The sequence below is a fragment of the Janthinobacterium woesei genome, assembly GCF_051380875.1.
Taxonomy (GTDB): Bacteria; Pseudomonadota; Gammaproteobacteria; order Burkholderiales; family Burkholderiaceae_D; genus Janthinobacterium.
In genome coordinates this window covers 155,098-169,168 of the sequence record NZ_JBNYXW010000004.1, presented here as the reverse complement: position 1 = coordinate 169,168, position 14,071 = coordinate 155,098, and the positions used below count along the sequence as shown (strand labels likewise).

Sequence of the window (14,071 nt, the reverse complement as noted above, 5' to 3'; positions counted from 1 at the left end):
CAAATTAAGCCTTTGCGGATTCGGCCAGACTCCATGCCTTGGCTTGCAACGCCTTGGCACGATCGTCGTATTTCGAGTCAACCAACTTCATCTCATCGTCGGTCACATCTTTAAATTCACTTGTAATCAGTTCACGCGCACGGTCCGCAGACAAGGCCAGGATTGCGCCAAATTCGTCGTATGCCAGTGCTGCAAATGCTTCAACGGTCTTGATACCAGCCAGACCCAGCTTGCCGGCGGTGACGCGGTCCATGCCTTCCAGACCTACCAACGCCTCGTCCATGCCTTCCAGACCCTCTTCCGAAGCGATCGCTTCGGTCACGAGCGCATCACGCGCACGGGTACGGAGTTCATTGACGGTATCTTCATCAAACGATTCGATTTCCAGCATTTCGGAAATTGGCACGTAAGCGATTTCTTCCAGACTGGCGAAACCTTCTTCTACCAGAATATCGGCCACTTCCTGGTCGACATCGAGCTTTTCCATGAACAGGATGCGCACGGCAGCCGTTTCCTGGACAGCTTTGTCAGCCGATTCTTCGGCCGTCATGATGTTGATCTTCCAGCCGGTCAATTCCGACGCCAGGCGCACGTTCTGACCGGAGCGGCCAATCGCGATTGCCAGGTTTTCTTCATCGACCACGACATCCATTGCGTGCTTCTCTTCGTCAACCATGATCGACGAGACGTTCGCTGGTGCCAGGGCGCCGATGACGAACTGCGCCGGATCTTCCGACCACAGCACGATATCGACACGTTCGCCGCCGAGCTCGCCGGTGACAGCCTGCACGCGCGAACCGCGCATGCCGACGCAAGTACCGATCGGGTCGATGCGCTTGTCGGCCGTGTAGACGGCGATCTTAGCGCGCACGCCGGCATCGCGGGCTGCGGATTTGATTTCCAGCATGCCTTGTTCAATTTCCGGCACTTCCAGCTCAAACAGCTTCATGATGAAGTCTGGAGCGGTGCGCGACAGGATCACTTGCGGGCCGCGCATATTGCGGTCGATGCGCAAGATAAAGGCACGCACACGGTCGCCGATACGCAGATTTTCTTTCGGGATCATCTGATCGCGTGGCAGACGTGCTTCGATCTTGCCCGATTCGACGATGGCGTCGCCGCGTTCCATGCGCTTGATGGTGCCGGTGACGAGCGAATCGCCGCGTTCCAGGAAGTCGACCAGAATCTGTTCGCGCTCGGCGTCACGCACGCGCTGCAGGACAACCTGTTTGGTATCCTGGGCGAAGCGGCGGCCGAATTCGACGGATTCGATCGGCTCTTCGATGTGGTCATCGATTTCGATATCGGAAATCTGCTCTTTAGCTTCGAAATGCAAGATTTCCTGATCCGGCAATTGCAGGCCAGCTTCATCGGGCACAACGTGCCAGCGGCGGAACGATTCGAATTCGCCCGTTTCGCGGTCGATCGAAACGCGGATGTCTACCTCACCCTCATACCGTTTCTTCGTGGCTTGCGCCAACGCGAATTCGAGGGCGCCGAAGACGACATCTTTATCGACGTTTTTTTCGCGCGCCAGCGCGTCAACCAATAATAAAACTTCGCGGCTCATGCTTTGCGTCCCTTAAAAACCACCTGCGGCACCAAGCGTGCCTTATCCACGTCGGCGAGCGTAAATTCCAACATCGCCGGACCATCCTTACCTTCAAATTCCAACGACAAATTATCGCCCACGGGTTCTTGCAACAGCCCCTGGAACGATTTCCGGTTGTTCGTACCCGGCATCGCCACGTGCAGCTTGACGATGATTTCATGGCCTGCGAAACGGACAAAGTCTTCCAGCTTGCGCACCGGACGATCCAGACCCGGGGAAGAAATCTCGAGACGTTCATAAGGAACGTTCTCTACCGTCAACACATGCGATAACTGGTGACTGACCGTGGCACAGTCTTCGACCGTGATCGGACCTTTTTCAGCGGCATCGGCGGCGCTGAAATCAATAAAGACGCGCAGCATTCCGCGCTCGGCACGTTCGACATCAACGAGCTCATAGCCCAGACCTGTGACTGTCTTTTCAATTAATCCCAACTGCTGCAAGAAATTCTCCAGAAATAAGGCCCGTTTTTGGCATCGCGGCACTGCACTGAGTGCCGACGAGATGCAAAAACACGCATTCAAGTCATATATGGCCCCTTGCGGAGCCATTACAAACGGTTCAACAAAAAAAAAATGGGCATCTGCCCATCTTCTTGTGTTTCCCCAACCAGATGAAAGCACTCCCCACCGAACAACCCTGCGGAGAACTTTTATTAGGCTGCAGATTATAACCTCTTATTAACTTCGCCGCAATGCCGCACGCAAGGAGCAGCCCGGCTTACAACAGTTACAAGAGCGCGCACCCGGGGCAGAATAATCCGGGGCGCGAGAAGAATATGCCTGTTAACCCTTATTGCTGCGACGGCGCGGCATACCCTGATCCATGCCGCCACGATCCATGCCGCCACGCGGCTGACCACCCGAGCGCGCCTGACCACCGGCACCGCCCGCATTGCGGCGCGGACCCGTGTTGGCGAAGCCGAATGTCGTTTGCAGCGGATCAGGCTGGCGCGGAGCGCGCGGTGCAGCGCGGCCTTCACCACCGGCTGGACGTCCCTGGCCCTGGCCTTGAGCCGGCATGCGCGGCGTGCGGCCTTGACCCTGGCCTTGACCCTGGCCTTCAAACGATGCCGACGAACGCGGTTGGCCGCCCTGGAACGGACCTTGTGGCTGGCCACGGCCCGGGCCACGTGCTTCGCCAGGACGACCGGTGCCGCCTGGGCGGCCCTGGCCTTGCGGACGGGCAAACTGGCCTTGCGGCTGGCCACGGCGCGGCGCGGCCGGGAAAGGATCGGCGTTGCGGTTGCTCACATCGATGCGGTTGCCATTCGGCTCGTCATCGCGGCTGGCCTTGCGTGCTTCGCGGCCCTTGGCGGCACCGGCGGCACGGGGATCGCCCGAAGCGGGCATTTTCTTTTCGATGCCGTAGGCGGTCAGCAAGTCGCGCACGGTGTTTTCATCCATTTCTTCCCAGCGGCCGCGCTTCAGGCCACTCGGCAGTGTCATGGCGCCGTAGCGGGTACGGATCAGGCGCGACACGGTCAGGCCGATGGCTTCGAACATGCGGCGCACTTCGCGGTTGCGGCCTTCGCCGATCACCACGCGGTACCACTTGTTGATGCCTTCGCCGCCGCCATCGGCGATCTTGGAAAATTGCGCCAGGCCATCTTCGAGCTCGACGCCGGCCAGCAGTTTCTGGCGCATGCCCTCTTCCAGCTCGCCCAGGGTACGCACGGCGTACTCGCGGTCGATGCCGTAGCGTGGATGCATCAGGCGGTTGGCCAGGTCACCGGAGGTGGTAAACAGCAGCAAGCCTTCGGTATTGAAATCGAGGCGGCCAACGGCCAGCCACTTGCCGGCCTTCATGGTCGGCAGGCGGTCAAATACAGATGGACGGCCATCCGGGTCATTATGGCTGACGATTTCGCCGGCCGGCTTGTGATACACCAGCACGCGCGGCGGCTTCTTGCTGACGCGGCGCTGGATCAGCTTGCCGTTGATGCGGACATGGTCGGCTGGCAAGATGCGCTGGCCGATATGCGCCGGCTCGCCATTCACGGACACGCGGCCCGACATGATCAAGTCTTCCATGTCGCGGCGCGAACCGAGACCGGCTTCAGCCAGCACCTTGTGCAGCTTCGGCGCATCGTCGTCGGACGTCAGGTCGCGGCGCACGGCCACTTTTTGCACGCGGCCCGTGCCGCCTTCTTCGCTGTCGAAAGCGTCGGAAGTAACAAACGAGAAGACGCTGTCAGCATCGCTGAGCTTGCCCGGTGCAGCCTGGCGGCCCTTGCCTTTTTTGCGGCTCTTGCCGGCATTCTTGCCGGCACCGGCCACGTCGTTGCGCGGACCGCGCGGCAGGCGCGGGCCGGAAACGAGGTTGCCTTCGGCATCGAACACGTCGGCGACTGGCTCTGCGGCTGGCGCTGCAGCTGTTGCAACATCTGCAACAGGCGCAGCAGGTGCGGCAGCGGCCGCCTGCGGTGCTTCGGCACGCGGCGGCTGGCGCAGGGCGCGTTCGGCTTGCACGCCGCGCATCTGGCGCGGACCGCGGGTCGGACGCGCTTCAGCTGGCTTCTCGGCAGCCGCTTCAGGAGCAGCTTCCGCCTCGGCGGCAGCGGCCTTGGCGGCGGCGCGGGCACGCGGCGGACGCGCCGCAGGTGCGCTGGCAACTTCGGCAACCGCCTCGGCAGCCGCTTCAGCGGCTTCGGCCACTGCCTTCAGGGCTGGCTTGGCGCGGGTTTTCTTGACGGCAGGCGCAGTATCGGTGGCGGCGGCAACGGCAACATCAGCGACTGCATCGGCAGCCACGTCGGCTTTCGTGCGGCGCTTCGGCTTGGCAGCGCCGGCGTCGCCAGCAGCGGCAGGAGCCGATGCAGCAGCGGCAGCGGCTTCGATCTGAGCCTTGGTGCGGCGCTTGGGCTTGGCAACGATGACTTCGTCGCTGGCGGTAACTGTCTCGGGTGTGTTCGGATTATTCATTCTTCGTTTCTTGGCTGTGCTGACCTGGCGCAGCGTCAACCGTTAGTTCTGGCGCAGGGTCGTGAGTGTAGGCTTCGTCCGTGGGCGAAGCATCGGGGCCGGCATCAAGGCTTGCTGTCACATCTGTCACAGCCGTATTGCTACCTGCACCAAGCTGGTGGACAACTTCGTTCGTTGCTTTATCAAAATTTTCTTGCAGGGCAGCCTCCAGGGCTTCGAGACCATTGCCCGGCATTTCACTGATTTGCTGCAAAGGCGGCAGCTGGGACAGCGAATGCAAACCCAGGTCATCCAAAAACTGCCTGGTGGTGGCCAGCAAGGCCGGCCGTCCCACCACGTCGCGGTAGCCGATCGCATCGACCCAGCCACGGTCTTCCAGCATCTTGATCGTCTGCGAATTGACGGCAACGCCGCGAATCTCCTCGATATCACCGCGCGTCACCGGCTGGCGGTAAGCGATGATGGCCAGGGTCTCCAGCGTTGCCCGCGAATACTTGGGCGGCCGCTCGGGCGTCATGCGATCCAGATACATCTTCATTTCCGGGCGGCTTTGAAAGCGCCAGCCCGAGGCCAGACTGACGATCTCGATGCCGCGCCCTTCCCACTCCTGCCGCAACTCTTCCAGCAACTGCTTGATCGTGTCGGCACCAACGCCGACGCCGCGCACGCGGCCGTTCTCGTCTGCATCGACGAACAGCTTTTTCAGGCTGTGGATCGACAGCGATTCACGAGCGCACAGCAACGCGGTTTCGAGGACTTTTTTAGCCTCAATTGTATTCATAGCAATTCTGTGCGGATGTGTGTTGCAATTCGTATGCAGAGAAAGAAATCAAAAAACGTTCATTTCAACGTAACAGGTGGCAGACATCGATGATGACGCCGTGCTGGGTTACTAGTTGAGGCTGTTTTTCCGACGCCTTGGCCGATGCGCGCAAAGCGGGACTTGCGGATGCAGTGAAAATCCTGCGATCCATGGTGCTGGCCTTAAATAACCAGCAATGAAACGATATCCGGAGCAGCTGCTTCTCTTGTGGCGGCAAGCCAGCCAGGCAAGTGAGCAACAGTCGTCGTTTCATCCAACGCTGCCAATTGTACCTGATAAAAAGCGGAAAAGCGCAAAACCGGGCAAAACACGCGTTTTACCCGGCTCCGGCGTGACTCATCTGACTACTTTCGCGTCACAGGGAGGCGAGTTTCTCCGACAGAATTGCCGAGGCACCCAGGAAGGCAGGATATTGCGCCGTGATCACGAAGGTTGGCACTTGCGACACATAATTGGCAAACCGGCCCTTGCGCTCGAAGCGGGCGCGAAAGCCCGAGCGGTCGAAGCGCTGGCCCAAACGCGGCACGATGCCGCCGCCTATATAAATACCGCCCAGCGCGCCCAGCGTGACGGCGACGTTGCCCGCCACCGTGCCCAGCATGCAGCAAAATGCTTCGATGACTTCGTCGCACAGGGCCGATTCGCCCGCCAGCGCGCGGCGCGTGATTTCCGCCGCCGGCAAGTCTTCGGCTGGCACTTTGGTGCGGTCGGCCAGGGCGCGGTAGATCAATTCCAGGCCGTCGCCGGAAATCAGGCGCTCGGCCGAGACGTGCTCATACTCGCGCCAGGCAAACTGCAAGATGCTCACTTCTGTCTCATTGAACGGCGCAAAGCTGACGTGGCCGCCTTCGCTTTGCAGGGCGATCCAGCCGCCGTGCGAGGGAATCAGGCCCGATACGCCCAGGCCCGTGCCGGCGCCGATGAGGCCGATAGCCGTGTTGGGACGCGCCGTGCCAGCGCCGATCTGGTGCTTTTGCTCGCCGGACAGCAGCGGCAGGGCCCGCGCCAAAGCCGTGAAGTCATTGACCACGTCCAGGGTCGTGAAACCGCACTCTGCGCGCATGGCGCTGATCGAGAATGACCAGTGGTGGTTTGTCATGCTGAGGAAGTCGCCATCCACCGGGTTGGCGATGGCGATCATGGCATGGCGCACGGCCTGCCCGCCGGCCGCGGCCACGTGAGGCAGGGCCAGGTAGGCTTGCAGCGCGCTTGACAGGCTCGGGTAGTCGGCACAGGGCAGCACTTCCACCAGGGTGATGTGGCCAGCGGCCACTTCCAGGGCGAAACGGGCATTGGTGCCGCCCACGTCGGCCAGCAGGCGCGGCCCATCGGCGAAGGCAGAAGTCGGCAGTACGGGTGAAGACGAAGCGCTCATGATTTTAAATGATGAAGTGGGACGCATGGGACGCCAAGCTTAAAGGATGAATGCGCCCTGAGGCAAGCAAAGTTTGTAGTTTAAGTACATCAAAACAAGCCTTTATTGGTAGTTCCACTCCAAATACGACAGGCAATGCAAAAATTGCCTAAAAACAATGCTTTATAGTGAGCACTCACACTCTTCAAGCGCCATATAAGCATGTTGCGTAGCAGCAGGAACAACACGTACAGGAGAGTATGCCGAAGTTTGCGCAAAGCAGCTGTGTACGGGAAAGATGCAAGGAATCCGCCCTGCCCTGGCGGCCGATCACGCGTGTTTTCGTATTATTACTACCTACTCTTGCCCGCCGCAAACGCCCATGGAAGGCTGAAATCAGGACGGCAAGCCTGCACCGAGCAGGCTGGCAGGCGCCGGCTGGTCGGAGCGGTAAGCGGCGTTCCATGCGTCCAGGCCGCCATGCAGGGGCTTGGCGCGGTGGAAGCCGTGCTGCTGCAGCAGCACGGCCACTTGCGCGGCCGTTACGTCATTGGGACAGCTGCAATACACGATGATGTGGCGGTCCTTGTCCATGGCAATCATGGCCGGCACCGGCTCCTTGCCGTTGAAGAACAGGGCGCCGGGCACGGCCGGCTCCAACGTCTGCGCCGTGGTGCTGCGCGCGTCGACCATCAACGGCTCTTCGCCCTGCTCTATCAGTTCGAGTAATGCATCGATGCCGATGCGCTCGATCTGCAGGGCCTGGCGGAAGCGTCGGCGCTCAAGGAATTTATACAGCAGGAACAGGCCCAGCAAGGTGGCCAGCATCAGCAAGGCGGTGCCGCCCATGGCGCTGAGCAAATCGAGCACTTGTTGCACGCTGGCATGGAATATCACGCCCACAAGAATGCCCGTGCCACTCCACAGCAAGGCGCCCAGGCCCGCATACAGGAAGAACAGCCCAGGCGGCGTACCCAGGGCGCCCGACATGGGTGCGGCCACGGTATTGAATCCCGGCACGAATTTGGAGACGATCAGCGCTTTCGGGCCCCAGCGCTTGAACTTGTCTTCCGTCTGGCTGACGCAGTAATCGGGCGACAGCGAGATGCGGCACAGCAAGCGCAAGATGCGCTTGCCAAAGTGGCGGCCCGCGCGGAACCACGTGAAGTCGCTGATCAGGCAGGCGCCCAGCGCGGCGGCCAGCACCAGCGCCCCATTCATGTCGCCATCGACGGCCAGCGCGCCAGCCACCACCAGGATGGGGAAGGCGGGAATCGGCAGGCCAAGCTGCTCCACCAGCACGATGCCAAAGACGATCAGGACACCATAATGTTCGAGCAGGTAAATGAGGTTGGGCATGGCCGCTATCTTACCGTAAAAATCCCCTTATATTTGTATGCCTTTCGGGATAGCACTGAGCAGGGTGCGCGTGTACGGATGCACGGGATTGCGGTACAGCTCGTCCGAATCGGCCAGCTCCACCACTTGCCCCTTGTGCATCACCATCACCTGGTCGGCGATGTATTTGACCACCGACAAATCGTGCGAGATAAAGATGTACGACAATCCAAATTCATCCTGCAAGTCTTGCAGCAGATTTAATACTTGCGCCTGCACCGACACATCCAGCGCCGACACGGATTCGTCGCAGACTAAAATTTCCGGCTGCATGGTCAGGCAGCGGGCAATGGCGATGCGCTGGCGCTGGCCGCCCGAGAATTCGTGCGGATAGCGGTGGAAGGCCTGTTCCGGCAAGCCCACCTTGTCGAGCAGCCAGTAGGCCTTGGCGATGCGTTCCTTGTCATTGGCGCCGATGTTGTGGATGCGCATCGGCTCTAACAGAATCTGCCCGACCGTAAACCGCGGGTTCAGCGAGGCATACGGATTCTGGAAGATGATCTGGATGCGGCGTTTATACGGCAAGTATTCCTTGTTCGGCATGGCAATCAAATCCTTGCCGTGGAACATCGCCGTGCCGCCCGTTGCCTGGTGCAAACGCAGCAGGGTCAAGCCCACCGTCGTCTTGCCGGAACCGGATTCGCCCACCACGCCCAGCGTTTTTCCGCGCGGCAAAGTGAACGACACATCCTTGACGGCCTGGAATTCGCGCTTGCCGAACAGCCCTACCCGCGTATAAAAGCTTTTACTGAGATTCTTCACCACCAGCACCGGCTCGTCGCCCGCAATGTAACCGCGCGTGCGCTGCTTGATTTCCACGCCGGGGCCAGCCTTGCCATCCATATAATCGGCGATCACGGGCAAGCGCCACGGGCGCTCGTCCAGCGAAGGCCTGCAATGCAGCAGCGCTTTGGTGTAGCTGTCCTGCGGCGCTTCGAACACTTGCCGCACCTCGCCCGTCTCACGCACTTCGCCGTTACGCATGACGATCACCTGGTCGGCAATCTCGCCCACCAGGCCCAGGTCGTGGGTAATGAAGAGCACGGACATCTGGTGTTTCTTTTGCAAGGCCGCGATCAGGTCCATGATCTGCTTCTGGATCGTCACGTCCAGCGCCGTCGTCGGTTCGTCGGCAATCAACAGTTTTGGCTCGCAGGCAATCGCCATGGCGATCATCACGCGTTGCTGCTGGCCGCCCGACATCTGGCTCGGGTAGGCGTCGATCTTGCTGGCGGGGTCGGGAATACCCACTTCGTCGAGCAATTCCAGGGTCCGCGCCCGCGCCTGCTTGCGGTTCATGCCCATGTGCTGACGCAACACTTCGGCGATCTGGAAGCCTACCGTGAAGACGGGGTTCAGCGACGACATCGGCTCCTGGAAGATCATCGAGATATCCTTGCCGCACATGGTGCGCCGCTCGGCAATCGACAGTTGCAGCAAGTCGCGCCCGCCAAAGTAGATACGCGATTGCTGGTCGATGATAGTATTGTCTGGCGGCAACAAGCCCATCACTGCCAGCGAACTGACGGACTTGCCGCTGCCCGATTCGCCCACCAGGGCGACGGTGCTGTTGCGCGGCACGTTGAACGAGATGCCCTTGACGGCCTCGAACGTGGTCTTCTTGTCCAGGCGGAAGGTGACGCGCAGGTCGCGCACTTCCAACAGGTTATTCTGGTCCATGAGCAACTCCTATTTCACTTTGGGGTCGAGCGCATCGCGCAAGGCATCGGTAAACAGCGAGAACGCCGTCACCAGCACGGCCATCGCCGTGGCGGCGGCCGTCAACTGCCACCATTTGCCCAGGATCAGTTCATTTTGTGCCTCGTTGAGCATGCTGCCCCACGAGACGGTACCCACCGGCACACCAAAGCCGAGGAAACTCAAGATCACTTCGGCCTTGATGAAGCCCACCACCAGGATCGACATTTGCACCAAAGCAACATGACTGACGTTGGGAAAGATGTGCGAAAACATCTTGCGCCAGTGCGAGGCGCCAATGGCATCGGCCGCCATCACGTATTCGCGCGCCTTGTGCTTGATGTATTCGGCGCGGATCAGGCGGTACGGCCCGGTCCAGCCCGTAAGCCCTAGGATCAGCACGATGGTCAGCACGCCCTTTTGCTGCAGCACGGCGGCCACCGTCAAAATCATCAAAATCGACGGAATCGACGTGAAGATGCTGTAGAACCAGTTGAAGAAGTCATCGACGGCGCCGCCAAAGTAGCCGGACACGGCGCCAAAGAGCGTGCCCAGCACCACGGCCAGCAAGGCGGCCACCAGGCCCACCACGATCGACGTTTCACCGCCCTTGATGGTTTTCTGGACGATATCGTGGCCCCACTTGTCGGCGCCGAACGGCAAGGTCGCCGCCTTGTGCGCGATCAATTTTTTCGTCTTGCCCATGCCGGCGCGCAAGGCCGTCAAGTCGTCGGCCAGCGGGTCGGACACGCCGTACATGTCGACGCCGGCGGCCGGGTTGCTGCCCATCTGCGCGCGCAATTCGGCGATATCGTCGGCCAGCGGGTCGAGTACGTTGACGGGAGTGGGCGTGCTGCGTTCATCGGGCACGCCGGCATGCATCGCGCCATCGCCCACGGCGTCCGTATCGGCGCCGGCAAAGGTGGGCGGCGCATAGCTGACGGCCACTTCATCTTCCCAGTTCGCTCCAACTAAGCCGCTGGCGGACGCCAGCACCAGCAGGAAAAACGCGCCGACCACGGCCAGCGATAGCATTGCAATCTTGTCGCCGCGCAAACGGCGCCACGCCAGGGCCCACAGGCCGGGCGAAGTATGAGGTTTCAACATCGTCACTTTCTACTTCAGTTGTACGCGAGGGTCGACCGCCTGGTACAGCAGGTCGGTGAGCAGGTTGAAGAGCATGGTGGCGGCGGCAACATACACGGTGATCGCCTTGATCACCGGAAAGTCGCTGCGCTCGACGGCCAGGATCACTTCACGCCCGATGCCGGGGATACCGAAGAAGCGTTCCAGCAGGAAGGCGCCGATCAGCAGTGCCGGCAAGTTCGACATCACATACGTAATGATGGGAATGCCGGCATTGCGCAGCACGTGGACCCACATGATGCGCCCTTCCTTCAAGCCCTTGGCGCGCGCCGTGCGCACGTAATCCTGGTTCGCCTCGTCGAGCACGAAGGTGCGGAACAGGCGCAGGGTGGGTGCAATGGAGACGGCCAGGCCGATCAGGATCGGCAGGGTCGAGTAGCGCAGCAGGTTTTCCCAGAAACTGTCGCCCCAGCCCTGCACGGGGAACAGGCCCAGCTTGTAGGCGAAGCCGTACTGGAAGACGATGATGTAGACCAGAATACTGATCGACATGCCCACCGTGCAGGCGATCATGACGGCGCGGTCCGTCAGCGAGCCGCGCACGAAGGCGATGGCCAGCGCCAGCGCCACGCCAAAGAAGGTTTCCAGCACTGTCAGCGGGATCAGCACCATCATGGACGGCCCAAGGCGCGACGTGATGATGTGCGACACGGATTCGCCCGTGGCCCAGCTTTGGCCGAAGTCAAAGGTGACGATCTGCTTGATAAAGATCCACAGCTGCACGTAATACGGCTGGTCGACGCCCAGCTGGCGGCGGATGTTGGCAATGCTTTCCGCACTCGACATCTTGCCGGCCAAGATGTAGGCGGGGTCGCCGCCCACCCAGTTGAACAGGATGAAGACCAGCAAGACCACGCCCAGCATGGTCGGCAGCATCTGCCACAAACGGCGCAGGATATAAGCAAACATAATAATTCCTTGTTGTTATAAGCTGCGCTTATTTGGTGACGGGCTTGGCCACGGGCGTACCGTCGCTGTCGATATCCATGTAGGCCCATTCCTGGAACAGGATCGGGTGCTTCTTGTAGCCTTGCACCGTCTTTTGCGCCAGCATGTTGCGGTAGCGCGCATAGCCGATCAGGGCGCCCGCATTGACTTCCAGGCGGCGCGCCATCTGGTGGTACAGCACGTTGCGCTCGGGGCCAGCCGGCATGGCCTGGCTGGCCGCATACCACTTGTCGTATTCCGGGTCCTGGTAGCAGCCGTTGTTGTTCTGGTGCGTGTTCGGACCGTAGAACAGCTGCATGAAGTTGTCGCCGTCCGGATAGTCGGCCAGCCAGGGCGCCGTGCGCGTCTGCATCTTGCACTGTTTTTCCATTTTTAAGATGTCGGAAAAGATCATGCGGTCGTTTTCCATGCGGATGCCCAGCGAGTTGTAGGTCTTGCGCCACATTTCCGCCTGCAGCACGCCGTTCGCTTCATTGCGCGAGGCGTAGCGGATCAACAGCGGCTTGCCATCGGGCAAAGTGCGCCAGCCATCATCGCCCTTCTTGTAGCCAAATTTATCCAGCAACTTGTTCGCCAGCACGGGATCGTATTGCAGCAGGCTCTTGTAATGGGGATCGTAGCCCACCACGCCCGGCGGTATCGGATAGTCGAGGCGCTTGGCCTGGCCATTCCAGATGATGCGGATTTCTTCATCGATATTGTGTGCCATGGCAATGGCACGCCGCAGGGCGATTTTTTCCTTGCTGAAACCACCCAGGGTGGGATCTTGCATATTCCAATAGTAATAGCTGATTTCCGGGTCCAGCAGGCGCGACAGTTGCACGCCCTTCTCCACCAGCTCCGGGCGCAGCTTGCCGTTCAGCAAGGCTTTCGGCGCCAGCGGGCCATCGAGCCAGAACACGTCCGTGCCGCCGCTCTGGAAGGACAGCCAGCGCGACTGGTCTTCGATCATCACGGAAATTTCGATGCGGTCGATGGCGGGGATGCGCTTGCCCTGCATCTGGCGCACGATGCGCTGGTCGTCCGGATCGTCGCCAGCCAGGAAATTCCACGTCTCGGGCAAATGCTGCGGGTTGCGGTTGAGCACGATGCGGTTGCCGCGCGTCCATTCACCCAGCGTGTAATAGCCGGTGCCGACGGGGTTCGAGCCCACCTCGCCCTTCACGTCGCCGTATTTTTCCACCACTTCGCGCGCCACGGCGGCCGTCGGCACATAGGCCAGGATCATGGGGAAATTGAAATCGGTCTTGGTCAGCGTGACGCGCAAGGTGTACGGGTCGAGCATTTCCAGGCCCGCCACCTTCTTGTTGTAGTCAAACTTGTTCGACTTGGCCGCGTCCTTCGCCAAGTCGTCCAGGCCCACCACCTTGCCTTCGAACAGCCAGCTATGCGGCGATGCCAGGCGCGGGTCGAACAGGCGTTTCCATGAATACACGTAGTCGGCCATCGTCAGCTCGCGGCGCTTGCCGCCGAAGGCGGCGTCCGGCGTGAAGAGGATGCCTTTTTTCAGGCGGATGGTATAAGTCTTGCCGTCGCTTGAGACTTCCGGCATGGCGGCCGCTGAAGCGGGCACCACCTTCACGGGGCGTGCCAGGTAATCATAGGTGTACAGGGTATCGAAGACGGCCTGCGTGATGTGGTTCGAATACAGGTCGCGCGCGGTGGCCGGATCGAAGCCCGTCTCGGCGGCCGGCAGGATATAGCGCAAGGTTTTGACCGGCGCAGCCGCAGGGGCAGGGGTGGCATCCGCGGCAATGGCCGCCAGCGGCAAGGTGGCCAGGCAGGCGAGCAGCGCCACGCGCCGCATCCATGGTGACTTCATGTAATACCCTTCATTTCGATTATCTGTCGCACCGTATTGGTGCGCTTGTACTGGCTTGCCCCTGGGATACAGGATTCCACCACCAAAACCAGTCCATCCTCGCAAGATCTATGCCTTGTTAGCAGCCGTTTCGACTGTCTGAAAAACGCGTAACGATAACGCAGTTCCGCCTCACGGACAAAGAGAAATCCCATCCTTGCCGCTGCGGCAATGCGCCACGCCCTATTTTGCTGCGACGCAGCACACCCTATTTCCATCGATAAAAAAAGAGCATAGGCGTAGCGTATCTACGCTGCAGCACAGCATTCGATGCCGGGGCATGCGCTATGCAGCAAAAAGAAATAGT

The 14,071-nt window shown here is 60.5% G+C and carries 10 protein-coding genes; all 10 read right to left on the bottom strand.

Annotation, left to right across the window (positions count from 1 at the left end; genetic code table 11):
- Positions 1 to 4 precede the first annotated feature (4 nt).
- The 10 genes from nusA to ACQ4W6_RS05475 all read right to left on the bottom strand — a co-directional run bounded on the left by nusA (position 5) and on the right by ACQ4W6_RS05475 (position 13,725).
- Positions 5 to 1,570, bottom strand: coding sequence for a transcription termination factor NusA (gene nusA / locus ACQ4W6_RS05520; RefSeq protein WP_436566179.1), 1,566 nt, complete (start codon positions 1,568 to 1,570; stop codon positions 5 to 7).
- Entirely contained in the window at positions 1,567 to 2,055 is a 489-nt protein-coding gene (gene rimP / locus ACQ4W6_RS05515; protein WP_436566178.1) for a ribosome maturation factor RimP, read from the bottom strand. The genes nusA and rimP overlap by 4 nt, the downstream gene beginning before the upstream one ends.
- Before the next feature lie 342 nt (positions 2,056 to 2,397).
- Complete coding sequence (gene rluB / locus ACQ4W6_RS05510) at positions 2,398 to 4,536, bottom strand: 23S rRNA pseudouridine(2605) synthase RluB (RefSeq protein WP_436566177.1); 2,139 nt, start codon at positions 4,534 to 4,536, stop codon at positions 2,398 to 2,400.
- Entirely contained in the window at positions 4,529 to 5,317 is a 789-nt protein-coding gene (gene scpB, locus ACQ4W6_RS05505) for an SMC-Scp complex subunit ScpB (protein ID WP_436566176.1), read from the bottom strand. Before scpB ends, rluB begins: the two co-directional genes overlap by 8 nt.
- A 397-nt stretch (positions 5,318 to 5,714) precedes the next feature.
- Complete coding sequence (locus ACQ4W6_RS05500) at positions 5,715 to 6,761, bottom strand: glucokinase (protein ID WP_436566175.1); 1,047 nt, start codon at positions 6,759 to 6,761, stop codon at positions 5,715 to 5,717.
- Between the two features lie 348 nt (positions 6,762 to 7,109).
- The gene (locus ACQ4W6_RS05495; protein ID WP_436566174.1) at positions 7,110 to 8,072 is read right to left on the bottom strand and encodes a VTT domain-containing protein; all 963 of its coding nucleotides are present in this window, start codon (positions 8,070 to 8,072) and stop codon (positions 7,110 to 7,112) included.
- Between the two features lie 27 nt (positions 8,073 to 8,099).
- Positions 8,100 to 9,791, bottom strand: coding sequence for an ABC transporter ATP-binding protein (locus ACQ4W6_RS05490; RefSeq protein WP_436566173.1), 1,692 nt, complete (start codon positions 9,789 to 9,791; stop codon positions 8,100 to 8,102).
- A 9-nt stretch (positions 9,792 to 9,800) separates the two neighbouring features.
- On the bottom strand, positions 9,801 to 10,916 hold the full coding sequence (locus tag ACQ4W6_RS05485) for an ABC transporter permease (RefSeq protein WP_436566172.1): 1,116 nt from the start codon (positions 10,914 to 10,916) through the stop codon (positions 9,801 to 9,803).
- A gap of 9 nt (positions 10,917 to 10,925) precedes the next feature.
- Entirely contained in the window at positions 10,926 to 11,864 is a 939-nt protein-coding gene (locus ACQ4W6_RS05480; RefSeq protein ID WP_034782513.1) for an ABC transporter permease, read from the bottom strand.
- A 28-nt stretch (positions 11,865 to 11,892) separates the two neighbouring features.
- Positions 11,893 to 13,725, bottom strand: a complete 1,833-nt coding sequence (locus tag ACQ4W6_RS05475) for an ABC transporter substrate-binding protein (protein ID WP_436566171.1) — start codon at positions 13,723 to 13,725, stop codon at positions 11,893 to 11,895.
- Positions 13,726 to 14,071 lie beyond the last annotated feature (346 nt).